This window comes from Lysinibacillus sp. HST-98 (assembly GCF_016757845.1).
Lineage (GTDB): Bacteria > Bacillota > Bacilli > Bacillales_A > Planococcaceae > Lysinibacillus > Lysinibacillus capsici.
The window spans coordinates 855,488-878,743 of record NZ_JAENHX010000001.1; the positions used below are offsets into that span (position 1 = coordinate 855,488).

Below are 23,256 nucleotides of genomic sequence, written 5' to 3' on the forward strand. Positions count from 1 at the left end.
TAAAATGCTGTTTCTTCTATTATTATATGTAAAGTGCTTGCTCTAAATTAAATTCATCATGGAGAGCATTAGCTGCTTGGATCATATCATCCTGTGGTACAACAACGGACAGTTTTATTTCAGAAGTACTAACCATTTTTACAGGGATATTTTCACGACGTAACCGATCAAACATACGAGCGGCAACGCCTGGATTGGAAGCCATGCCTGAACCAATAATAGAAACTTTTGCTAGTCCAATTTCGAAGTCGGCAAAACTAAATCCGAGTGATAATTTACTATCCTCTAAAACACGTAATGCTTCCGCAAATTCCTCTTTTAAAATGGAAAACGATACAGTTGGCTTCAACCCATCAATAATGGCTTGGACAATAATATCAACATTAATACGGTTCTCTGCAAGCACCGTAAATATATCTGCTAATGAAGCATTCGAAAAAGCATCATACCCTACTGTTAAACGAATAATATCTGATTCAAATGCAACACCACGAACGACTAAATTTTTTTCCATTTCCACTTCCTCCTTCAATAAAGTGCCTACTGATTCTATTAAACTGGAGCGTATAATAACAGGCATTTGAAATTTTTTCGCTAACTCCACCGCACGAGGATGTATGATATGAGACCCTAAATTCGATAACTCCAACATTTCATCATAGGAAATTTCCTGTAGCTTTTGGGCATTTGTAACATACCGTGGATCTGCTGTATAAACACCATCCACATTTGTATACATATCTACTCTCTCCGCTTCCAATGCTATGGCAAGTGCAACAGCAGCTGTTTCAGCTCCACCTTTCCCAAGCATGGTGATATTGTGCTCTTCGTCAATCCCTTGTTCTCCAGCAATAACCACAATTTGTCCCTGTGCAAAGTGTTCTTCCATTCGATTAATATCTATATAGTCGATACGAGCATGCCGATACATACCATCCGTATGTATACCAGCTTGCCATCCAGTTAGAGACACCGCCTCATAGCCTGCTTCCTGCAAGGCGATGGCAAATAAAGCACTTGATAATTGAGAGCCAGTTGACAACACTGCATCTAATTCTCTTTTCGACACATCGTCAGTTAGTTGGTGTACCATCAATTTCATCTCTTTCGCAGTGTGTCCCATTGCTGCAACGACCACTACTACATCCAATCCTTTGTCCTTTTCAGCAATCGCTTTCCTAGCAGCCTCTTGGATTTGTTCAGTAGAAGCTAATGCAGCTCCCCCAAACTTCATCACGATTTTAGCCATTTCTTTCGTTCTCCCTTCCATTTCATGTATTTTACCAAATTACAGGGGGGTAAAACCGTTTCTAGAAAACTAAAAGGCAGCCTCCACATAACGTGAAAGCTGCCTATAACATGTACAATAATCGTAACTTGCGCATGTGTGATAGCTCTCCGAAACGTTTAGAATCGACAGTCTTACATTTCTTAAATGCAAAACCAGTACAACATAGGAACAACAATACTGTACTTCGGCAAGCTCCCCTTTCACACAATATCTCTGGACTTGTCCATCCTCCATCGTGTTACTCTTGAATCTTGCACCTCTATCATCACTTTAAAGTGAATGTATTCAATTCATTAAGCCTTAGCGTAAACAAACTAGTCACACAGTTGGCTCTCCATAACATTGAAAACAATGTTATTTATAACCATAGCACATGCCTATTCCTTTGACAATGATTGTTGCTGAAAATAGCTAAAAATTTGGCTTGCTAAATTAGCGGGCATCCCAGCCTCCTGTAATGCTAGCTCGCTCGCCTCTCGAATTTTTTTGACTGAACCGAAATGTTTAAGCAGCTGTTGCTTTCGTTTTGGTCCTACCCCTTCAATTTGATCTAATACAGATTGAATGGCATGTTTCTCATGCTGTTGACGCAAGAAGGTAATAGCAAAGCGATGGACTTCGTCTTGAATTCGTTGTAATAAATAAAAGCCATCACTTGTACGTTTTAAGCTAATCACTTCTGGTGGATCACCAAACAATAGCTGAGATGTATTATGCTTATCATCTTTGGCTAAACCAGCAATCGGTATAACAAGACCAAGCTCATCTTCTAGTACTTCACGGGCTACTTCCATTTGTCCCTTACCACCATCAATTAAGACTAAATCTGGTAATGGTAGACCTTCCTTTAAAACACGAATATAGCGACGACGTATAACCTCCTGCATTGCACCGTAATCATCATGTTTGGCTGCTGTACGCGTTTTATATTTTCGGTACTCCTTTTTCGCAGGCTTCCCATCAATGAAAACAACCATAGCAGACACTGCATCCGTTCCATGCATATGACTATTATCAAAAGCTTCAATTCGTAAAGGTGCACTAATACCCATTGCTTCACCAAGTGCCTCACAAGCACCAATCGTACGTTCTTCCTGACGCTCTATTAGCTGGAATTTAGCTGCCACAGCAATTTCAGCATTTTTGGTAGCTAATTCAACCAATTCCTTCTTTTGACCTCTTTTCGGTGTGAGCACTTTAATTTCTAATAATTCTGTTAAGATAGCTGCATCAATGGCTTGTGGAATAAAAATTTCTTTTGGCTTAATATGCTCTGGCTTTTCATAAAAGCGCCCAACAAATGTTAAAAATTCTTCCTCTGCATCTTGATAGATCGGGAAAATTGAGACATCACGCTCAATCAGCTTTCCTTGGCGCACAAAGAAAACCTGAACACACATCCATCCTTTTTCAACAGCATAGCCAAAAACATCTCGATTTGTTGTATCACTTGAAACTATTTTTTGTTTCTGCATAACCGTATCAATATGGGCAATTTGGTCTCGGAATTCCTTCGCTCGTTCAAATTCTAGGTTTTCTGCAGCTGCTAGCATTTTAACTTCAAGCTCTTTTTTGACTGTCTCCACACCACCATTTAAAAACTTCGTCATATCCTCAATCATTTCTTGATAAACCTGACCATCAATTTCCTTCACACAAGGTGCTAAGCATTGACCCATGTGATAGTACAAGCAAGCCTTGGAAGGTAATTGAACACATTTGCGCAGCGGATACAATCGATCCAATAGCTTTTTCGTTTCACTTGCTGCATAGGCATTCGGATAAGGGCCAAAATATTTAGCCTTATCCTTTTTTACCTTCCTTGTCGTAATCAGACGAGGATGTTTTTCATTCGTAATTTTTAAATATGGATAGGTCTTATCATCCGTTAACATGACATTATATTTTGGATCATGTAATTTGATGAGATTCAGCTCTAAAATAAGTGCTTCAATATTTGATGACGTCACAATATACTCAAAATCTTCTATTTCACCTACAAGCCTTTGCGTTTTCCCTTCATGTGTTCCAGTAAAATATGATCGTACACGGTTTTTCAGAACTTTTGCTTTACCGACATAAATGATAGTCCCTTGTCGATCCTTCATCAAATAGCAGCCAGGTTGATCTGGTAAAATATCCAGTTTCCGCTTTATTAAATCGTTCATTACCTACCTGCCCCCCTAAGTAAAAATTCCCCTCATTAGAATAATGTTAGTTATTTTCTTTATTATATAACGAAAAAAAGCCGAACACATCAATTGATGGTTCGGCTTTGTGAACTTCATTCATTACGCATGTTTTGCGATAAATGCTTCTAAAGCTTCTTTTGGTTGGAAGCCTACTGTTTTGTCAACTAATTCTCCATCTTTAAATAATAGTAAAGATGGGATTGACATAATTTGATACTGAGCTGCAGTACCTTGATTATTGTCAACGTCAACTTTTACAATTTTAGCCGCACTACCTGCTGCGTCCATTTCTTCAAGAACTGGCCCAATCATTTTACATGGTCCGCACCAAGCAGCCCAAAAGTCTACTAGTACTAACCCTTCTTTAATATCATCCTGGAACGTAGCATCTGTTGCATGTACAATTGCCATTTGAAATCCTCCTTAAGCTTACTATGATTGTAGTATAGCATGGATAAATTCACTTGAGCGAACAATCTGCCTACAATGTATTTTTTATGCAAATCTCTGTCGAACAATCAATACACAGTCATTAGTTGGCTTGATAACGACCTTTCAATACATAGGTTAACGTAATAAAAAGGTAAATAGCTAACGTAATGCCTGTCACGATTATAGATGTGGTAAAAATAATCCCGATTAGAATCGCACTTAACGCCAGTATAGCTACCCAAGTAGTATAAGGGAACCATTTAACTTCATAGGCACTTGTGTGTTCTGCTTGTTTTTTACGTGATTTTAAATGTGCAATCGCAATAATTAACCAAATAAATAACACAGTATAACCAAGTGATCCCATTAGAAAATCAAATGTTTTGCTTCCCGCATATAAAGATAAAATGACCCCTAAATACATCGCTAAAGTACACATTAAAATAGCATATACTGGTACTTTTCGTTTCGATAAATAAGCAAAGATTTTAGGCACACGTCCATCTACAGCCTGGTTATATAGTACGCGTGATGAACCATACAGTCCTGAATTCATTGATGAAATAATGGCAAGTAACACAACAGCGTTCATAATATGGTCTGCCCCTGGAATACCAACCATTTTAAAAACCATGACAAATGGGCTTTCAGGAACCCCATTTACTTCATTCCAAGGAATTAAGCTTACGATAATAAAGAACGGCAGTAAATAAAAAGTAACAATACGCACTAATGTACTGCGAACAGCTTTTGGTACTACTTTTTCAGGATTTTTCGTTTCAGCTAATGTAATCCCAATGATTTCTGTCCCACCATAAGAGTAGATCACTACAAGCATGGCAGCAATTAATCCGGTTGAACCATTTGGGAAGAACCCACCATGCTCCGTTAAGTTAGCAAAACCAACAGCACTATGATTTCCAAACGTCACAAGCAATAAAATAAGTCCTGCAATGATAAAGACAATAATAACAGTAATTTTGATTAATGCTAGCCAATATTCTGTTTCTGCAAAGATTTTTACGGATAATAAATTAATCGCTGTTACTAACACAGAAACAGATAGTGCCAGTATCCAAATTGGATATTCTGGTAGCCAATATTGAATAAAGATAGCAGCCACGACAGACTCTGCTGCAATATTTAAAACCCACATTTTCCAGTAGATCCAATCTAGGAAATAAGCAGGATATTTGCCTAACACGGACTGCACTAAATCTCTAAAGGTTCTTGCTTCTTTATTACGCACGGCCATTTCTGCTAAGCCTTGCATAACAAATAATAAAATAATGCCGCCGATTAAATACGCAATCAGCACTGATGGTCCTGCCATATCAATGGCTGCACTACTTCCTTTAAATAATCCCGCTCCAATGGCTCCACCTAATGCCATCATCGTAATATGACGCGAGGTCATTGTTCTTGTTAATTGTTGCTTGTTTTTTTCCACTTTCTTACCTCCTAAAAAATCAAAAAGCATATCGTCTATTCCTTCATCATCAAATGAAAGAAGAGACGACATGCTATCAGCAAACCGCGGTACCACTCTAATTGGCTCTTGAGAACCCAGCTTAAAAAACCTTGTAACGAAGGTTAACCGTCAAACAAATAGAATAATCCAATAATTCTATTTGTGTTACCACTCCTAGGCAAGTTCAAAGTCTTATTGGTCTGCGTTGCACCAACCCGCAGCTCTCTTCACCGAATAACGAGCTTTTACTACTCCTAATCTTTGCGTTTCAAATCATTAATGTATCCATCACTATAATGTCTATCGTTAATTATGTCAATATTTTATTTTGCAATAATTTTCAAATAGTATTTTTTGAAATGGAAAACAATATAAAAAAGCAGGAAGGGTTATCCCTTCCTGCATCTGTATTACGCGTTCACTTTTAATGCTTTAAATTCTTCAATTAGAAGCGGAATAACTTCAAATAAATCTCCTACGATACCATAATCCGCTACTTTGAAAATATTTGCTTCAGGATCTTTATTGATAGCAACAATGACTTTTGAATTGGACATTCCAGCTAAATGCTGAATTGCGCCTGAAATACCTGCTGCAATATAAAGATCTGGTGTGACAACCTTACCTGTTTGTCCGATTTGAAGCGAGTAATCACAGTATTCAGCGTCACATGCACCACGTGAAGCACCTACTGCACCGCCTAGTAAATCAGCTAGCTCTTTTAATGGCTCGAAGCCTTCTTCTGACTTCACGCCACGACCACCAGCAACAACTACTTTCGCTTCTGAAAGATCTACACCTTCTGAAGATTTACGAACAACTTCTTTAATAATTGTGCGCAGATTTGTAATTTCTACAGAGATTGCAGACACATCACCTGTTTTACCTTCTGTTTTTTCTAAAGGTGTAATGTTATTTGGACGAATAGAAGCTAAGACAACGCCTTCTTTAACTTTTACTTTTTCAAAGGCTTTACCAGAGTAAATTGGTCGGATGAATACCACATCATCGCCTGCACCTTCAATAGCAGTGACATCAGATACTAGACCTGCTTGTAATTTGCTTGCAATTTTTGGCGATAAATCCTTCCCATTTGCTGTATGACCAAAGACAATACCTGCTGGTTGTTCTTGCTCGATAACAGCTAATAGCGCTTGACTATAGCCATCAGATGTATATTGTTTTAAATGTGGGTGTTCCACTGTTACTACCCGATCAGCACCATATTCAAATAATGGACCTGTTAAACCTGCTACAGCATCCCCTAAAAGTACCCCAACAACTTCGCCACCATCAGCGATTTGTTTTGCAGCTGCAATTGCTTCGAAAGAAACATTACGTAAGCTTCCTTCACGAACTTCACTTAATACTAATACTTTTTTTGACATAGCATATTCCCTCCGTTACCCTTTAAGATTCGATTGACATCAAATAATTAAACAACTTTTGCTTCCGTGTGAAGTAGATTTACCAGTTCTTTTGCTTGTGCAGAAAGGTCGCCTTCTAAAATACGGCCTGCTGCTTTTTGAGCTGGTAAGAAGATGTCTACTGTTTCAATCTTCACTTCTACATCATCTTCATCGATATCTAAATCATCTAACTCAAGCTCTGCAAGCGGTTTCTTTTTCGCTTTCATAATACCTGGTAGAGATGGGTAACGAGGCTCATTTAAACCTTGCTGAGCAGTTACTAATAACGGTAAAGAAGTTTCAATTACCTCTGAATCCCCTTCGATATCGCGAACAATTTTCGCAGATGTTCCGTCAATTTCAAGTTTTGTAATCGTAGTTACATAATTCATATCCAATAAATCAGCAACACGTGGACCAACTTGCCCTGAACCACCATCAATCGCAACATTTCCTGTTAAAATTAAATCTGCATCTTTATCTTTTAAGTATTCTGCTAGTAGATAAGCTGCTGCATGTTGGTCCAGCTCATCTAGATCATCTTCTGTATTAATAAGCACTGCTTCGTCTGCTCCCATAGCAAGTGCTGTACGTAATTGCTTCTCTGCATCCTCGCCACCAATTGTCACCACTGTTACTTTACCACCAGCAGCATCGCGAACTTGGATTGCCTCTTCAATGGCATATTCATCATAAGGGTTGATAATGAATTCTGCGCCGTCCTCTTGGATTTTACCACCCGACACAACGATTTTTTCTTCTGTATCAAACGTACGTTTAATTAATGCAAAAATGTTCATATATCCATACCTCCTGGAACGTTTTATAATTCTAAGTAAACTTATAAATATTATATATTTTCAGTTTCGATAACGCCGATAACATACTGAACGTTGCTATCGACATTTGGAAAATTATTTGCCAGTAAACACAGGCTCACGCTTTTCAATGAATGCTTGAATTCCTTCTTTGGCATCTTCTGTGACAAACACTGTCCCAAAGGATTTAGCCTCTGCTTCAATGCCTTCATAGAAGGATGCATGCTTTGCATATTGCAATGTTTGAATAGCTGCTTTTAAAGCAATTGGGCTTTTCTTAGCAATGCTCTTAGCAATCTTTAACGTCTCTTCTAGCAATGCTTCGTCTGAGAATGAACGATTTGCTAAGCCCCACTGAACAGCTTCGTTACCAGAGATTGGTTCACTTGTAAACATCATTTCAGCCGCCTTTGCTACTCCAACATAGCGTGGTAATCGCTGTGTACCACCAAAACCAGGAATAAGCCCTAATTGTAATTCAGGTAAACCTAATTTTGCTGATTCAGTGACAAATCGCATATGACAGCTCATTGCTAACTCAAGCCCTCCGCCTAATGCCGCACCATGGATGGCTGCAATTACAGGCTTAGAAAACGACTCAACACGCTCAAAAACCTGCTGCCCGTTGCTAGCTAGCTTTGTAAATTCCTCACCAGATTCTACCCCAATAAATTCTTTAATGTCTGCCCCTGCAGAGAAGAAACGGCCTTCACCATGAAGTACAAGGACTCTTACAGCATCATCGTGTTCTACAGCATCTAGCACAGCGTTAACTTCTGCAATAATACCACGAGATAATGCATTTGCTGGTGGACGTGCAATTGTAATAATCGCTACTCCATCTTCTACTTTCCAACTTAGAAATTCCATTTCTCCACATCCTTTTAAGCTTTAATGCCGTTCAGGATTAACGCCTGAACCTTTGGAACCTGTTCCATCAAATCATATCGATAGTCATTCATAACCCACGACGTAATAGTTTCATCAATTGTTCCAAAAACCATTTGTCGAGCCAAGCGTACATCCATCGTCTGATTGAACTCACCTGTAAGCATACCCTCGATTAAAATTTGATCAAGTAGCTGTAAATACTCGCGCAATACTGAATTAATTTTTAATCGTAAGTCTTTGTTTGACTGGCGAAGCTCTAATTGTGTGACAGTTGCTAGGTATCGATCTGTCGTTAGAACATTAAAATGATTTTCAATCATTCGTGAAAGTTTGTCTTTAGACGTACTCCCATTTTCTATTATATCTTGTAATGACTCTACAAAAACAGCCATTTTTTCATTAAAGACAGAAATTAATATATCTTCTTTATTTTTAAAATATAAATAGATTGTTCCATCGGCCACCCCTGCCTGTTTGGCGATTTTCGATACTTGCGCTTGGTGATACCCATTTTCCGCAATAACGATGACAGCTGCATCAATAATTTGTTTATATTTTGGCTTATCTCGTTTCACTTTTATATCACCACCTAAAAAACATGCACACGTCGATAGGACGTGTAAACCTAAAAAAAATATGAAAATATGAATGGTCATTCATTCATATTTTCATATTATATTTTACAGCATTGCTTGTCAATACTTTCACACGTATTTATTTCGCTTCTTTATTCGCTAATTTTGTTTTTTCTTCTTCAACTAACGTACGGCGTAAAATTTTTCCTACAGCTGTTTTTGGCAGCTCTTCTCTAAATTCATAATAACGCGGAACTTTAAAAGCCGCTAGATGCTGACGGCAATATTTATTTAATTCGTCCTCAGTAATCGAATATCCTTCTTTTAACACAATATAAGCTTTAACTGTTTCACCACGATACGGATCAGGTATTCCTGCCACTACGCACTCTTGGATCTCTTCGCGTTCATATAACACTTCTTCTACTTCACGTGGATAAATATTAAAGCCGCCTGCTATTATTAAATCTTTTTTACGATCTACCACATAGAAGAAGCCTTGCTCATCCATATAACCAAGATCACCTGTTAAAAACCAACCGTCAGCAAATGTCGCAGCTGTATCCTCGGGACGGTTCCAGTAGCCCTTCATTACTTGTGGTCCTTTAACAGCAATTTCACCAACTTCACCGATAGGTAGCTCTTCTGTATCACCTGTACGTAAAATAACCGCTTCTGTATTTGGCCAAGGTAAACCAATTGAGCCAATCACTCGCTTACCCCAAATTGGCGTAGCATGTGTTACAGGTGAGGTTTCAGTTAACCCATATCCTTCTACTAGCTTTCCACCAGTAACGGCTTCAAACTTCTCTTGCACTTCAATTGGCAATGAAGCTGAGCCACTTAGGCATGCCTTAATGGATGATAAATCATAATTCGAAATGTCTGGGTGATTTAAAAGGCCAATGTATAAGGTTGGTGCGCCGGGGAACAGGGTTGGTTTTTGTTTATCAATCGTTTTTAATGCCGTTTCTGCATCAAACTTCGGTAAAAGCACCATTCTATTTTGAGTAAATACAGATAAGAGCATAACAGTTGTCATGCCATAGACGTGGAAGAATGGTAGAATGCCCATAATGGTTTCTTCACCATGCACACATTTATACATCCAAGCATCACACATTGTCGTATTGGCAATCAAATTTTTATGGGTCAACATTACACCTTTTGGGAAGCCTGTTGTCCCACCCGTATATTGAAGCAATGCTAGGTCCTCTTCAAAATCAAATGGAATATTGTCAATCACCTTAATCGGTGCAGAACGCATTATTTCTGAAAATAGGTGATTTTGACCGCTATGTTCAACCTTGACACTAAAGCCATACTGCTTCTTTTGAATAAATGGATAGACTAAATTTTTTGGGAATGGTAAATAGTCCTTAATAGCTGTTACAATGACATTTTCAAGTGACGTCTCTTTCATAATTTTCATGACTCTTGGATATAAAATATCCATTACGAGAATAACCTTTGCTCCTGAATCAGCCATTTGGTATTGAAGCTCTCGTTCAGTATAAAGTGGATTTGTTTGTACTACAACAGCACCTGCATACATGGCACCATAGTAAGCGATTACACTTTGTGGCGTGTTAGGCAGCATAATCGCTACTCGATCTCCTTTTTCCACACCTAGTGTTTGTAAATAGTTTGCGAACCTTAAAGCTGACTCATATAGCTCGGTGTACGTCAAATCCTTTCCCATAAAATGAATCGCTACTTTGGATGGATTCTTTTTATAGGCACGTGTCAAAAACTCTTGCACTGGAATTTCCTCAAACGTTAAAGACGATGGTACTTCTTCAGGATAATTTGCTAGCCATGGTTTTGCTGTCATACGTCCTCTCCCCTTTGTCCCAAACTTTGTCAATTCTTATATTTATTATAATGAAAAAGAAATACAGTTTCAAACAGAAAATAGAAAATAAATGCATTTTCGATTAATTATTATGCAATTAACAACATTAATATGATTGGTATTTATCGGGATTTATTTCAACACACCTTATGAATGCTCGTTCATTCTCGAGTTACTCCATAAAAAAATAATCAGCATATTCCTATATTATAAAAATAATTTTTCTACCCTTTAATAGAGTTATATGAAAGAAAATTAATAGGTTGTAGTAGAAATTTATGCTATGTACAATTAACAAAAAACGCACCCTCACAAAGAGAGTGCGTTTTTTATTTAAATCGTTAACATATAGTAGACACCTACTGCCAAAAATGCAATACAGACAACGATTAGTACTTTTGCTAATTTTTCCATGTCATGACACTCCTATGCAATACTTGCCCCAATTACAAACGAAAGACCGACTGAAATGGTAAAGGAAATGAAACCAACTGAGCGATTATCATTGGCAATCTCTTGATCAACGTTAAAACGAGGTGTCATAAATTCAAATAAAAAATACGCTACAATCAATAATGTAAAGCCAAAAAGGCCCCAACCGATCATTTCACTTAACGTGCTATGACGTGCAATGGAAAAGCGGAAGATATTACAAATCCCTAGTATTTTCCCACCTGTTGCAAGAGCCACAGCGACATTACCTTTTTTAATTTCTTCCCAATTTTTATATTTCGTAACGACTTCGAACAATGCCATCGAGACGACTAAACATAATACTACAACACTAAAATATCCTGCCGTTTCGATAATTGGATATCGCCAAAAGCCAGAATTCAGCATTTTTCTCCGTCCCCTTTATAGCTTATTTCAATTCAACAACTGTGACGCCTAAGCCCCCCTCACCGGCTTCACCAAAACGGAAGGATTTTACGCGCTTATGCTTTTTCAAATAGCTTTGAATACCTTGACGTAAAGCCCCTGTACCAACTCCATGAATAATGGACACACGACCATAATTAGAGAGTAATGCATCATCAATATATTTCTCTGTTCTTAAGATTGCATCCTCATAGCGTTCACCACGTAAATCTAATTCTAATTTCACATGACTATTTCGATTTTTCACACCAGCTGTTCGTAATACAGGCTCTTTTTCAGGTTTAATATACTCCAAATCACTATCTGAGATTTTCATTTTTAAAATCCCCATTTGGACAACCCATTCGGTATTCGACACCTTTTCTAACAAAGTACCTCGTTGACCATAGCTTAACACCTTTACCTCGTCTCCGACAACTAAGTTTTGTGCACGAGCTTTTACTTGTGCCGCCTTTTTTAGTACTTTATTGTCTTCAAGTGGTGTTGCTTCTTCCAAGCGTTTACGTGCTTCAATCAATTCATGCTCCTTGACAACTTGATCAGCATTTTTACGCATTTCTCGCAGCTCTGCAATAATCGCTTCTGCTTCACGTTTCGCTTCATCAACAATTTTGCGCGCCTTTTCCTTTGCCTTCTTATCAAGCGCTTCTTTGCGCTCCTCATAGGCTTGCAATTTATCTTGAAGCTCTTTACGTAATGTCTCTGATTCTAATAGTAATGCATGCGAACGCTCTGCATCATCTTCGGATTGGCGACGTGTTTCTTCCAATGAGGCAATCATCGATTCAACCTCATGTCGATCGGTTCCAGTAAAGCCTTTAGCACGATCAATAATGGATTCAGGTAAACCAAGACGACTGGAGATTTCAAATGCATTTGATCGTCCAGGTACACCGATAAGTAGACGGTAGGTCGGGCTCAAAGTTTCAATATCAAACTCTACACTGGCATTGGCTACACCTGGTCGATTATAGCCATAAGCTTTTAGTTCAGGATAGTGAGTTGTAGCCATTACACGAGCACCGCGTCCATGTACTTCGTCTAAGATTGAGATGGCTAAAGCCGCCCCTTCCTGTGGGTCAGTACCTGCCCCTAACTCATCAAAAAGAACAAGTGATTCGTGATCAAATTTTTGTAGGATGTCTACAATATTGACCATATGGGACGAGAACGTAGAAAGTGATTGCTCAATTGATTGCTCATCACCAATATCGGCAAATAATTGCTCAAATACAGCAAGTTCTGAGCCATCTAATGCTGGTACTGGTAATCCCGCTTGCGCCATTAATGTACACAGACCAACCGTTTTTAATGTCACCGTTTTACCACCTGTATTTGGACCTGTAATGACAATAGCTGTAATGTCTTTACCAAATTCAATATCATTAGGAATAGCTGAATCTATTGGTAGCAGTGGATGACGCGCACGTATTAGTCGGATATAGCCATCCTGATTCATTTTCGGCATTGTACATTTATTGGCTTGGCCATATTTGCCCTTTGCTAAAATGACATCGATATCGCCTAATACCTTCACTAAATTAAATAAATCTGATGCTACTTCTTGCACCATTGCACTTAATGCTAGTAAAATACGTTCAATTTCTGCCTGCTCTTTCATTTTCAAGCGATGAATTTCATTGTTTGCTTGGACAACAGAATCTGGCTCAATAAATAAGGTTTGACCAGAAGAAGATTGATCATGAACAATCCCACCATAATGGTGACGATATTCTTGCTTTACGGGAATAACAAATCGATCATTACGAATTGTCACAAGTGTATCAGAAAGCATTTTCGCCGCATTACTTCCCCGAATTAAACTTTCCAGCTTAGAGCGGACTTTCCCTTCTTCAGCACGCAAAGATTGGCGAATAGAGCGCAATGTTTGACTAGCAGAATCTAAGACAGCACCATTGTCGTCAATACAGTTATTGATCTCATGCTGCAATCCTGTTAAGACAGGCATTGCTTCCTTTTTGGAGATGAAATGGGGAATATCAATCACTTCATCGGCTTCTAAATCTTCAATAAAATTGCGTAAAATTCGGCTTGCTCGAATCGTGCTCGAAATTTCCATTAGTTCTACTGCTGCTAACATGCCTCCTATTTGAGCACGTCTGGCAGAGGGACGGACATCGAAAATTCCTCCCATAGGTACATTGCCCTTCACACGCAAAATGGATAGTCCCTCATCCATTTCTTCTAATAATTGTACTACTTTAGCAAAATCAGTTTGTGGCACAAGCTCCTCAATGGCAGATTTACCAATGGAGGAAGTACAATAGGAAGCCACTTGTTGCCTAACTTTATCGTATTCTAGTGTTTTCAATGCGCGTTCAGCAATCACTGAGAACACCTCCTCAGCCTATTTATTTCGTTGTATGAACGCTTCAAACTGTTCACGCGTCCATGTATTCACAATCATATCTTTCGGTAACCATGCTCTATTTGCATAGCGAACCCCAATATCCATAAAACGTAAATGTGCAATATCATGCGCATCTGTATTGATGGCTACTGGTACACCTGCAGCGCATGCCATTTCTAAATGTTCTACACATAAATCGAGACGATACGGATTTGCATTTAACTCTAAAATTTTACCATATTCCTTTGCCCAGGCAATTAACTGTTTCATATCAGGATTATAACCATCGCGATCTTCAATAATTCGACCAGTCGGATGGGCAATCATATGAACATAGGGATTTTGCATAGCTGTTAGTAAACGTGCCATAATTTTATCTTGTGATTGTGTAAAACTAGAATGAATGGAAGCAATAACAAAATCGAGCTCTTTTAACACCTGATCTTCGAAATCAAGGGAGCCGTCTGGTAAAATATCCATCTCCGTCCCTTTAAAAAAATGAAAATCTGGATGTGCTGTATTAAACGCCTCAATTTCTCCACGCTGCTTTTCTAAACGCTCCGGTGTTAATCCATTTGCTACTTTTAGGAATTGCGAATGGTCTGTAATAACGCTATATTGATAGCCCCGTGCTAGTAACGCCTCGCCCATTTCTGCAACAGAGTATGCACCATCTGACCATGTTGTATGCATATGCAAATCAGCTTTAATATCCTCTAGTCGAACTAAGTTTTGAATTAGGTTTGTTTTGTCAAATTCTGCTGTTCCTGTCCGTAAGCTCGGTGGAATCCAAGGTAGATCAAAATGAGCGAAGAATGCTGCCTCGTCTTGGAACGTTAAAACGGTACCATCTTCCTGTTCCACTCCATATTCACTTATTTTTTCACCACGGGCTTTGGCAATTTGCCGCATACGAACATTATGATCTTTTGAACCTGTGAAATGATGCAACGCAGTCGCATATTCATTATCTTTCACTAAACGGAAATCAACGCTAACTGGTTCATCTAAGTCTAAAATCACCGAAATTTTTGTATCCCCTGCCGCCACGACTTCTTGAATGGCCAAGCTATTTAACAAGTTTTCACGTACTTCCTCAACTGCTTCTGTCACAACAATAAAATCAATATCTTTGCTAGTTTCTAACGCTCGACGGAAACTGCCAGCAACTGAAAACCGGTCTACTTCCTTCATACTACCTAGAAGCGCCTCAATTTGTAAAACCACAGGCTCAAGCTGCCAAATTGGTAGTCGTTCTGAACGATTTGCTAAATTGGCTAGCTCCTTTAAAATTTTCTCCTCAGATTTCACAGCAAATCCAGCTAATTCACGTACTTTCCCAGCTTCACAAGCTGCCTTTAAGCTTTCGGCAGAGTCAATACCCAGCTCTTGGTGAAGTTTCGCAATTTTTTTTCCTCCCAAGCCAGGTAATTTTAGCAATGGCAGTAACCCTTTAGGTACAACCTCTTCTAACTCCTTTAACAAACTCGATTCACCTGTTAACATTAAGTCCTCTATTACAGCCGCAGTACCCTTGCCAATACCTTTGAGTTTTGTTACATCATCCATTTCGCTTAATGAACGTTCGTCCCCCTCTAGTGCTGCCGCAGCCTTTCGAAAGGCTGATACCTTGAATGGATTTTCTCCCTGTAGTTCCATATATAAAGCAATTTTTTCGAGTGTGCGAATAATTGTTTTTTTATTCATTGGTAATTCCTCCTATCGTAAAAACACTTCCCTCAAGACAGAGAGAAGTGCACAGTTACTATTGCATATAAATATACCACCAGTTTTGGAACATCTTTGTAATAATTGGTGTATGCTCCAACATAAGACCACTTAACAATGACTTCGACATTAAATTTTGTATGGCATCTACTGGTAATAAAGCGCACACATATAGCAAAATAAACATAATTAAATAGTTTTCAATCATGCCAAGTAACGCCCCAAGCCAACGATTCACTGTATTTAGCACAGGCAAATACGCGATAAAGTCAAATATCGATGCCACGATTTGCAACGTTATTTTTACTGCAAAGAAAATAACAGCAAAGGCAATTACCCGATAAAAGGTGCGGTCTAAATCTAGACTATCAATGACAACGCCAAGGCTACCTGTGTCAGTGACACCTGGATACGGAACCCAAAATACAAATTTTTGTGCTAATGGCTTATAATAAATATACGCAACAATTAGGGCTACTACAAAGCTGACAATATGCATCATCTGTACAATAAAACCTCGTTTTGCACCGACGCCTATACCAGCTAACAGTACCACTAATATGATTAAATCTAACATTCTCTTCAACCCTTTAACTTTTTCAATTCTTCTTCTAATTGCTCCATTCGTTCTTTTAATAGTAAATAATCATGAACTGTATTTACTGCTGTCAGAACAGCAAGTTTTGTGCTATCAAGTGAGGGATTATGTACGTTCATCTCGCGCATACGGTCATCAACAATCGAAGCAACAAGTCGCATATGGCCAATGGATTCAGAGCCGACCATTTTATATGCATGACCATATATTTCAACAGAAATTTTATTCTTTTCTTGTTTTTCCATAGTCGCACCCTCCTATAAATTCGATGCACACACGATTTTAGAGGCTTGTGAGCACCATCACACAAAAAAGCTATTTATTATCATACCATGAAAGGTATAAAATTGTGAACAACGAGGACAGAAAGGAACGATTAAATGGCAAATATTGTGCTTTCCATTTCAACAAATATTCAAAAAGAGGTGATGGCTTACTATGCAACGCACTTTATAGAACGAAAGGCTCCTGGTGTCATATTTGCTGCAAAACTACCAGATACAGCCATAACTATGTATAAATCAGGAAAATTAATGTTCCAGGGGGGCGGTGCTGAACGCGAGGCAGCACGTTGGGGAACTGTTGAAAAAACTGCTACTCCAGTCTCCACTATTGGGGCAAAAGGGGATGTACTGCCTAACAATTTCGCAACCATGTCTGTCTTAGGCTCAGACGAAACAGGCACAGGTGATTATTTTGGTCCAATCACAGTAGCAGCAGTGTATGTGCCTACTTCCAAAATCGAACTCATGAATGAGCTTGGTGTAAAAGATTCAAAAATGCTAACAGATGACTATATGAGGAAAATTGCACCTGATTTGCGTGCAGCCTGTGTCCATAGTGTTCTCGTCTTACGTAACGAGAAATATAACAACTTACAAGGAAAAGGCTATTCCCAAGGTAAAATGAAAGCCATGATGCATAACAAGGCACTACAAAACACGCTATCAAAAATGGCACCTGAAAAACCTGAATTTATTTTAATCGACCAATTTGCTGAACGTGGTGTCTATTACAATTATTTAAAAAATGAACGTGAACTTGTACAAGAAAATGTCTACTTTTCTACTAAAGCAGAACAATTACATGTAGCTGTGGCTACAGCATCTATTTTAGCTCGTGCTGCCTTTTTAAAGGAAATGGACCGTTTGAGTGACATTACAGGGCTTACATTACTGAAGGGTGCCTCTAACAAAGTAGATGTGCAAGCAGCCCGAATCTGGCGTAATCAAGGCGAAGAATTTCTACGCTCCATCACAAAATGGCATTTCGCCAATACTGATAAAGCACGGAAGATGAAGTAAATCGCACTATTGGTTGCTTAAAAATGCTTTTTTGGGGTTTCTGAGGAGCGTGAGGCGCATTAGGAATCTTTTTGGAGCGGTTTCCTCCCTGGGGGTAGCGCTTCAGGCACCTTTTTGAGCGCTTGCCTCACTTTTTGGATCACTCCACACTTTCTTTTGAGCCGATTCTTCACCTTTTAGATCATCATTTTCACCCTTCTCAAACAAAAAAGACTGCCTCGTAAGACAGTCTTTTTTTCATATATTAACGTACTTCTGTGCCTGCAATCGTAGCAATCGCTTTTAACACTTTGTTATGTGCGGCCACTACCTCTTCGTCTGTTAAAGTACGTTCTGGATCAAAGTATGTGAGAGAGAAGGCAACCGATTTTTTACCTGGTTCCATTTTCTCCCCTTCGTAAACATCGAATACGCGGATATCTTTTAATAGTTTCACACCCGCTGCATCAATAGCTTCCATTACTTCGCCCGCTGTTGTTGTACGGTCCATAATAAGAGCGATATCACGAGACATAGCTGGGAAACGAGGCACTGGTGTGTAGGCAAGTGGTGCTTCTTGTGCTGTTGCATTTAATAGCGCCACTAAATTCATCTCCATTACATACGTGTCTTTTACACCCCATGCTTTTTGCTCTGCTGGGTGAAGTCCACCGATAATGCCGACTTGCTTGCCATCTAATAAAATGCTAGCCGTACGACCTGGATGTAAGCCATCCACTTGTGATTTCACAAATGTCATGCGATTTGCTAAGCCAAGTTTGCCAATGACACCTTCGACGATACCTTTTAGCACAAAGAAATCTACAGCTTTTTTCTCACCTTGCCAAGCATGGTCTAGCCATTTGCCAGTTAGTACTGCTGCCACATGCTCTTCCTCATAAGGTTGCCCCTCATCTGATTGACCAAGGAACACGGAACCAATTTCATATAAAGCCACGCCGTCAGCTTGACGTGCAACATTATATGCAGCTGCTTCGATTAAATGTGGAATAAGGCTTTGACGTAATGTAGAACGCTCCTCACTCATTGGCATAAGCAAGCGAGTTACCGGCTCAGCTTTCAAAGCAAAACGTTGCGACAATGCATCCGACGTTAACGAATAAGTTACCGCTTGATATAGGCCAGCCCCTTCCATGTAATGACGAACAACACGACGATTTGCTTGATAAGGTGATAAATTACCTACTTGTGTTGCACCCTCTGGTAATGTCATTGGGATTTCATCATAACCATAAAGACGAGCAATTTCCTCCACGATATCCTCTTCAATTTTAATATCTTGGCGACGTGTGGGTGCATCAATAATTAATAAACCATTTGCTGCCTCTACACCAAATTTTAAACGCTCTAAAATAGAAAGCATATCTTCTAATGCAATCTTCATACCTAAACGTTCATTAATAAAATCTGGGGAAACGACTACTCGCGCTGGTGTTTTATCCAACTCATCTACTAAACATGTACCTTCTAATACTTCGCCTCCTGCTAATTCAGCAAGTAGAGCGGCAGCACGTTCAGCAGCTGGTAAGACACGATTTGGATCTACCCCTTTTTCGAAACGAGCCGATGCATCTGAACGTAGGCCAAGATGACGAGACGTTTGACGCACTGTTAAACCATCAAAATAGGCTGACTCAATGACAACAGTCGTAGTTGAATCTGTTACCTCTGAATTAGCACCACCCATTACACCAGCAATGGCTACTGGCTCTTTGCCATTTGTAATGACTAAATCTGAAGCTTTTAATGTACGTTCTTGGTCATCTAATGTTGTAATTTTTTCACCTTCTATTGCTTTACGAACAACGATTTCACCCGTTGCTAGACTATCATAGTCAAAAGCATGTAGAGGTTGACCATATTCCATTAATACATAGTTCGTTACATCTACGACATTATTGTGAGGACGTACTCCCGCAGCCATTAGACGATTTTGTAGCCACATTGGTGATTCACCGATTTTTACGTTTTTCACAACTTTTGCTACATACATAGGATTTGCTTGTAAATCTTCTACATGAAGCTTCAGGTAATCCTGTGCTTTTTCACTAGCAGTTTGATAGGAAATTTCTGGATATTTAATTTCCTCTGAAAGAATGGCACCTACTTCATACGCTACACCTAGCATTGAAAGGGCATCTGAGCGGTTTGGTGTTAGTCCTAGTTCCAACACTGTATCACGTAGGCCCAATATAGCCAGTGCATCTGTGCCTACTTCTGCATCTGCTGGTAGGACAAAGATACCTTCTGAATACGCCTTAGGAACAAGCTTTCCTTCGATTCCAAGCTCTTGTAAGGAACAAATCATTCCGTTCGATTCATGACCGCGAAGTTTTGCTTTTTTGATTTTAATGCCACCTGGTAAATGTGCACCTGGACGAGCAACAATGACTTTTTGACCAGCATCAACATTCGGAGCACCACAAATTATTTGTTGAGGCTCTGCTTCGCCAACGTCAACTTGGCAAATATTTAACTTATCAGCCTCTGGATGTTTCTCCTTAGAAACTACATAACCAACTACAACTTTATCCATAGCATTAGCACGATCAATTACTGCATCTACTTCGATCCCAGAGCGTGTAATTTTTTCTGCTAATAGCTCAGGTGCTAAGTCCTGCGTATTGATATAATTTTTTAACCATTCTAATGATACTAACATGTTTTATCCCCCTTACGCTTCTGTTCGCTCAAATTGTGATAAGAAGCGAGTGTCACTTGTATAGAAATGACGAATATCGTCAACACCATATTTCAACATTGCAATACGTTCTGCACCAATACCAAATGCAAATCCTGAAACTTTCTTTGGATCATAGCCAGCCATTTCTAATACGTTTGGATGCACCATACCAGCTCCTAGAATCTCAATCCAGCCAGTGCCCTTACATACGTTACAGCCTGCTCCACCACATTTGAAACAAGAGATATCCATCTCTACTGATGGCTCAGTAAATGGGAAGAAGCTCGGACGTAGTCGAATTTCGCGGTCAGCACCAAACATTTTTTTCGCTAACGTATCTAATGTTCCTTTTAGGTCACTCATGCGAATATTTTCGCCAATGACTAAACCTTCAATTTGCATAAACTGATGTGAATGTGTTGCATCATCATTATCACGTCGGAATACTTTACCAGGACAAATTATGCGAATCGATTCACCTTTTTTGGCTTCCATCGTACGAGCCTGTACTGGTGAAGTATGGGTACGTAATAATATTTCCTCGGAAATATAGAACGAATCTTGCATATCACGAGCTGGATGTCCTTTTGGTAAATTTAGTGCTTCAAAGTTATAGTAATCCTTCTCCACTTCTGGACCTTCAGCAATTTCATAGCCCATTCCTATAAATAAGTCTTCAATTTCTTCAATGACACGTGTTAAAGGGTGACGGTTCCCCACTTTAATTTCACGACCTGGTAAAGTGACATCAATCGACTCACTCGCTAATTTTTCAGCAATGGCTGCCTCTTCCAACACGGTAATCTTTGTTTCTAATACTGCCGTTACATTTTCACGGACATTATTCACTAAAGCACCCATTTTCGGACGTTCTTCAGCTGATAATTTCCCCATCCCTTTTAGTAAATCAGTAATAGGTCCTTTTTTCCCTAAATACGCAACACGTACTTCATTCAATTCTTTTAAATTTGCAGCTGCTTCAATTTTAGCAAGTGCTTCTTGCTCTAATTGTTTTAATTGCTCTTCCATGTTAAACCCTCCTCAGAAAATAAATGCCTGCTTTTTAGACATAAAAAAACTCGCCCCTAAAAAGGGACGAGGACATTTTCGCGGTACCACCCTAGTTATTGCAAAGCAAAGCCTTACAATCACTTCATTGACATAACGACTTGATAAAGCCGGCTTACCTTTACAGCATGACACTGGTCCCGGTAGCTGCTCGCAGGCTGAATTCAAAACCGCATTGAAACGGCGTTGGCTCTCAATCTCTGGCCTACGCTCCCTGTCGTCCATTCACAATCTTTACTACTTCCCGGTCAAAGCATTTATTATTTAAACCTACATTTTAGAATAAATTATACAATAATGGACTGTAGCAAATCAAGAGACAACTGCCTCAATCCCACAATGAGCAATTAATTACTTGGCAAAGCCATATAAAACAATACCTGTTGCTACTGCGACGTTTAATGATTCAGCCTGTCCAAAAAGAGGAATGATCATATTTTGATCTGTCATCGCTAATAACTGAGGCTGAATGCCACTTCCTTCATTCCCCATAATAATCGCAAATGCACCCGTATGCTGAATATCACTATACGGCACCGCTTCCTCATCTAATGCAGTACCAAATACCGGTACACCTTGATCCTGTAATATATCTATCCATTCTGCTAAATCTCCACGCACTACCGGAATATGGAAATGGGAACCTTGAGCAGCACGTAGTGTTTTAGGATTATAAAGATCGGCACAGCCTTTTCCTAAAATTACAGCATCTAAACCTGCAGCATCTGCTGTACGAATCATTGTTCCAATGTTACCAGGATCTTGGACAGCATCAATTAATAACACTTTTCGCCAAGTAGTCATCACATTATCCACTAAGACGGGCTGTTTACATACAGCAAAAACACCTTGGGAAGTTTCTGTCTCCGCAAATTCCTTCGCTACCGCAGTCGATACCTCTACAATAGCTATATCATCGATTGGCCATAACATTGGCAAATCGATACCTTCACGCACTATAATTTGTAATACTTGGTTTTTATTTTTTAATGCTTCTTCAACAAGATGAAAGCCCTCTACTAGGAATTCACCCGAACGTTCACGCTCTTTTCTTGTTGTCGCTAACTTTTTCCAATATTTCACTAACGCATTTTGCGTAGATTCAATTCTCTTCATCGCTACCTCTTACCGCCTTTTTCCTATATATTGACCACTATTATACCCTACGAAATAGCAAATTTCATAGCTAAGTAAGAAAACTGTTATTTTCCTGTGGTGGCAAGTGGCGTACAACTTAAACATGCTATAATCATACATATCTAACGAAGACACAAAGTGAGGTATATAAATGAAAAAAACAATACATGTAGTAGGGGCTATAATTGAAAATGAGCAACAAGAAATTTTCTGTGCTTTAAGGAATCCCCAAATGATATTAGCAAATTATTGGGAATTCCCTGGCGGTAAAATAGAGCAAGGTGAAACACCAAAACAGGCACTTTCTCGAGAAATTCTTGAGGAATTTAACTGTACGATTCAAGTAGGGAAACAAGTGGCTGTAACACTCCATGAATACGAACAATTTTTCGTTCATTTAGAAACATACAAAGCTTCAGTTATTAAAGGCACACCCCAAATTCTAGAACATGCTGAAGCAAGATGGGTTCCCCGCAACCAATTGCTTGACCTTCCATTTGCTCCAGCAGATCTTCCTTCTATTCAAAAATTAATGGCCGAATTGTAAAGGCTAT

19 protein-coding genes, 1 riboswitch and 1 other annotated feature are annotated in these 23,256 nt (G+C 39.1%); of the genes, 2 read left to right on the top strand and 17 right to left on the bottom strand.

The features are described from left to right. Positions 1 to 22 precede the first annotated feature (22 nt). From JIN86_RS04310 to zapA, 14 genes are all read right to left on the bottom strand, one after another. Positions 23 to 1,249 carry an aspartate kinase gene (locus JIN86_RS04310; RefSeq protein ID WP_202341316.1) on the bottom strand — a complete coding sequence of 409 codons (1,227 nt, stop codon included), beginning with the start codon at positions 1,247 to 1,249 and terminating at the stop codon, positions 23 to 25. A 134-nt stretch (positions 1,250 to 1,383) separates the two neighbouring features. After that, positions 1,384 to 1,561, bottom strand: a riboswitch (Lysine riboswitch). A 107-nt stretch (positions 1,562 to 1,668) separates the two neighbouring features. After that, complete coding sequence (gene uvrC / locus JIN86_RS04315) at positions 1,669 to 3,459, bottom strand: excinuclease ABC subunit UvrC (protein ID WP_004226422.1); 1,791 nt, start codon at positions 3,457 to 3,459, stop codon at positions 1,669 to 1,671. A 123-nt stretch (positions 3,460 to 3,582) separates the two neighbouring features. Next, complete coding sequence (gene trxA / locus JIN86_RS04320) at positions 3,583 to 3,894, bottom strand: thioredoxin (RefSeq protein ID WP_004226420.1); 312 nt, start codon at positions 3,892 to 3,894, stop codon at positions 3,583 to 3,585. Between the two features lie 121 nt (positions 3,895 to 4,015). Further along, positions 4,016 to 5,395 (bottom strand): amino acid permease, encoded by a 1,380-nt coding sequence (locus JIN86_RS04325; RefSeq protein WP_004226418.1) that lies wholly within the window; start codon positions 5,393 to 5,395, stop codon positions 4,016 to 4,018. Between the two features lie 28 nt (positions 5,396 to 5,423). After that, positions 5,424 to 5,657, bottom strand: a binding site (T-box leader). A 139-nt stretch (positions 5,658 to 5,796) separates the two neighbouring features. After that, complete coding sequence (locus JIN86_RS04330) at positions 5,797 to 6,774, bottom strand: electron transfer flavoprotein subunit alpha/FixB family protein (RefSeq protein ID WP_202341317.1); 978 nt, start codon at positions 6,772 to 6,774, stop codon at positions 5,797 to 5,799. A gap of 47 nt (positions 6,775 to 6,821) precedes the next feature. Further along, the gene (locus tag JIN86_RS04335; RefSeq protein ID WP_004226415.1) at positions 6,822 to 7,595 is read right to left on the bottom strand and encodes an electron transfer flavoprotein subunit beta/FixA family protein; all 774 of its coding nucleotides are present in this window, start codon (positions 7,593 to 7,595) and stop codon (positions 6,822 to 6,824) included. Positions 7,596 to 7,709: 114 nt separating this feature from the next. Continuing rightward, complete coding sequence (locus JIN86_RS04340) at positions 7,710 to 8,483, bottom strand: enoyl-CoA hydratase (protein ID WP_004226413.1); 774 nt, start codon at positions 8,481 to 8,483, stop codon at positions 7,710 to 7,712. 14 nt (positions 8,484 to 8,497) lie between these two features. After that, positions 8,498 to 9,079, bottom strand: a complete 582-nt coding sequence (locus JIN86_RS04345; protein ID WP_004226411.1) for a fatty acid metabolism transcriptional regulator FadR — start codon at positions 9,077 to 9,079, stop codon at positions 8,498 to 8,500. 139 nt (positions 9,080 to 9,218) lie between these two features. Further along, on the bottom strand, positions 9,219 to 10,913 hold the full coding sequence (locus JIN86_RS04350) for an AMP-binding protein (protein ID WP_004226408.1): 1,695 nt from the start codon (positions 10,911 to 10,913) through the stop codon (positions 9,219 to 9,221). A gap of 447 nt (positions 10,914 to 11,360) precedes the next feature. Next, entirely contained in the window at positions 11,361 to 11,774 is a 414-nt protein-coding gene (locus tag JIN86_RS04355; RefSeq protein WP_008179180.1) for a DUF350 domain-containing protein, read from the bottom strand. A gap of 22 nt (positions 11,775 to 11,796) precedes the next feature. Beyond that, on the bottom strand, positions 11,797 to 14,163 hold the full coding sequence (locus tag JIN86_RS04360) for an endonuclease MutS2 (RefSeq protein ID WP_202341318.1): 2,367 nt from the start codon (positions 14,161 to 14,163) through the stop codon (positions 11,797 to 11,799). Between the two features lie 18 nt (positions 14,164 to 14,181). Further along, a complete protein-coding gene (gene polX, locus JIN86_RS04365) occupies positions 14,182 to 15,891 on the bottom strand; it encodes a DNA polymerase/3'-5' exonuclease PolX (RefSeq protein WP_004226402.1) in 1,710 nt (569 codons plus the stop codon). Positions 15,892 to 15,949: 58 nt separating this feature from the next. Continuing rightward, positions 15,950 to 16,489: a CvpA family protein gene (locus tag JIN86_RS04370; protein ID WP_004226395.1), complete on the bottom strand. Its 540-nt coding sequence runs from the start codon at positions 16,487 to 16,489 to the stop codon at positions 15,950 to 15,952. Positions 16,490 to 16,494: 5 nt separating this feature from the next. Continuing rightward, the gene (gene zapA, locus JIN86_RS04375) at positions 16,495 to 16,755 is read right to left on the bottom strand and encodes a cell division protein ZapA (protein ID WP_004226393.1); all 261 of its coding nucleotides are present in this window, start codon (positions 16,753 to 16,755) and stop codon (positions 16,495 to 16,497) included. Positions 16,756 to 16,890: 135 nt separating this feature from the next. Between zapA and rnhC the strand changes: the two genes are divergently transcribed. After that, positions 16,891 to 17,814, top strand: coding sequence for a ribonuclease HIII (rnhC, locus tag JIN86_RS04380; RefSeq protein WP_004226390.1), 924 nt, complete (start codon positions 16,891 to 16,893; stop codon positions 17,812 to 17,814). 244 nt (positions 17,815 to 18,058) lie between these two features. On the opposite strand, the gene pheT is transcribed toward rnhC, so the two are convergent. From pheT to JIN86_RS04395, 3 genes are all read right to left on the bottom strand, one after another. Next, positions 18,059 to 20,476, bottom strand: coding sequence for a phenylalanine--tRNA ligase subunit beta (pheT, locus tag JIN86_RS04385; RefSeq protein WP_202341319.1), 2,418 nt, complete (start codon positions 20,474 to 20,476; stop codon positions 18,059 to 18,061). A gap of 12 nt (positions 20,477 to 20,488) precedes the next feature. Beyond that, complete coding sequence (gene pheS / locus JIN86_RS04390) at positions 20,489 to 21,526, bottom strand: phenylalanine--tRNA ligase subunit alpha (RefSeq protein ID WP_004226385.1); 1,038 nt, start codon at positions 21,524 to 21,526, stop codon at positions 20,489 to 20,491. A gap of 390 nt (positions 21,527 to 21,916) precedes the next feature. Further along, positions 21,917 to 22,681, bottom strand: a complete 765-nt coding sequence (locus JIN86_RS04395; protein ID WP_009373879.1) for a TrmH family RNA methyltransferase — start codon at positions 22,679 to 22,681, stop codon at positions 21,917 to 21,919. 172 nt (positions 22,682 to 22,853) lie between these two features. Here JIN86_RS04395 and JIN86_RS04400 point away from each other — a divergent pair, with 172 nt between their 5' ends. Continuing rightward, on the top strand, positions 22,854 to 23,249 hold the full coding sequence (locus JIN86_RS04400; protein ID WP_202341320.1) for a (deoxy)nucleoside triphosphate pyrophosphohydrolase: 396 nt from the start codon (positions 22,854 to 22,856) through the stop codon (positions 23,247 to 23,249). Positions 23,250 to 23,256: the final 7 nt, after the last annotated feature.

What these genes read in the sequence shown, in the direction of transcription:
- JIN86_RS04310 (WP_202341316.1), bottom strand. Translation starts at nt 1,249, where the DNA reads ATGGCTAAAATCGTGATGAAGTTTGGGGGAGCTGCATTAGCTTCTACT.
- uvrC (WP_004226422.1), bottom strand. Translation starts at nt 3,459, where the DNA reads ATGAACGATTTAATAAAGCGGAAACTGGATATTTTACCAGATCAACCT.
- trxA (WP_004226420.1), bottom strand. Translation starts at nt 3,894, where the DNA reads ATGGCAATTGTACATGCAACAGATGCTACGTTCCAGGATGATATTAAA.
- JIN86_RS04325 (WP_004226418.1), bottom strand. Translation starts at nt 5,395, where the DNA reads ATGCTTTTTGATTTTTTAGGAGGTAAGAAAGTGGAAAAAAACAAGCAA.
- JIN86_RS04330 (WP_202341317.1), bottom strand. Translation starts at nt 6,774, where the DNA reads ATGTCAAAAAAAGTATTAGTATTAAGTGAAGTTCGTGAAGGAAGCTTA.
- JIN86_RS04335 (WP_004226415.1), bottom strand. Translation starts at nt 7,595, where the DNA reads ATGAACATTTTTGCATTAATTAAACGTACGTTTGATACAGAAGAAAAA.
- JIN86_RS04340 (WP_004226413.1), bottom strand. Translation starts at nt 8,483, where the DNA reads ATGGAATTTCTAAGTTGGAAAGTAGAAGATGGAGTAGCGATTATTACA.
- JIN86_RS04350 (WP_004226408.1), bottom strand. Translation starts at nt 10,913, where the DNA reads ATGACAGCAAAACCATGGCTAGCAAATTATCCTGAAGAAGTACCATCG.
- JIN86_RS04355 (WP_008179180.1), bottom strand. Translation starts at nt 11,774, where the DNA reads ATGCTGAATTCTGGCTTTTGGCGATATCCAATTATCGAAACGGCAGGA.
- polX (WP_004226402.1), bottom strand. Translation starts at nt 15,891, where the DNA reads ATGAATAAAAAAACAATTATTCGCACACTCGAAAAAATTGCTTTATAT.
- JIN86_RS04370 (WP_004226395.1), bottom strand. Translation starts at nt 16,489, where the DNA reads ATGTTAGATTTAATCATATTAGTGGTACTGTTAGCTGGTATAGGCGTC.
- zapA (WP_004226393.1), bottom strand. Translation starts at nt 16,755, where the DNA reads ATGGAAAAACAAGAAAAGAATAAAATTTCTGTTGAAATATATGGTCAT.
- rnhC (WP_004226390.1), top strand. Translation starts at nt 16,891, where the DNA reads ATGGCAAATATTGTGCTTTCCATTTCAACAAATATTCAAAAAGAGGTG.
- pheT (WP_202341319.1), bottom strand. Translation starts at nt 20,476, where the DNA reads ATGTTAGTATCATTAGAATGGTTAAAAAATTATATCAATACGCAGGAC.
- pheS (WP_004226385.1), bottom strand. Translation starts at nt 21,526, where the DNA reads ATGGAAGAGCAATTAAAACAATTAGAGCAAGAAGCACTTGCTAAAATT.
- JIN86_RS04395 (WP_009373879.1), bottom strand. Translation starts at nt 22,681, where the DNA reads ATGAAGAGAATTGAATCTACGCAAAATGCGTTAGTGAAATATTGGAAA.
- JIN86_RS04400 (WP_202341320.1), top strand. Translation starts at nt 22,854, where the DNA reads ATGAAAAAAACAATACATGTAGTAGGGGCTATAATTGAAAATGAGCAA.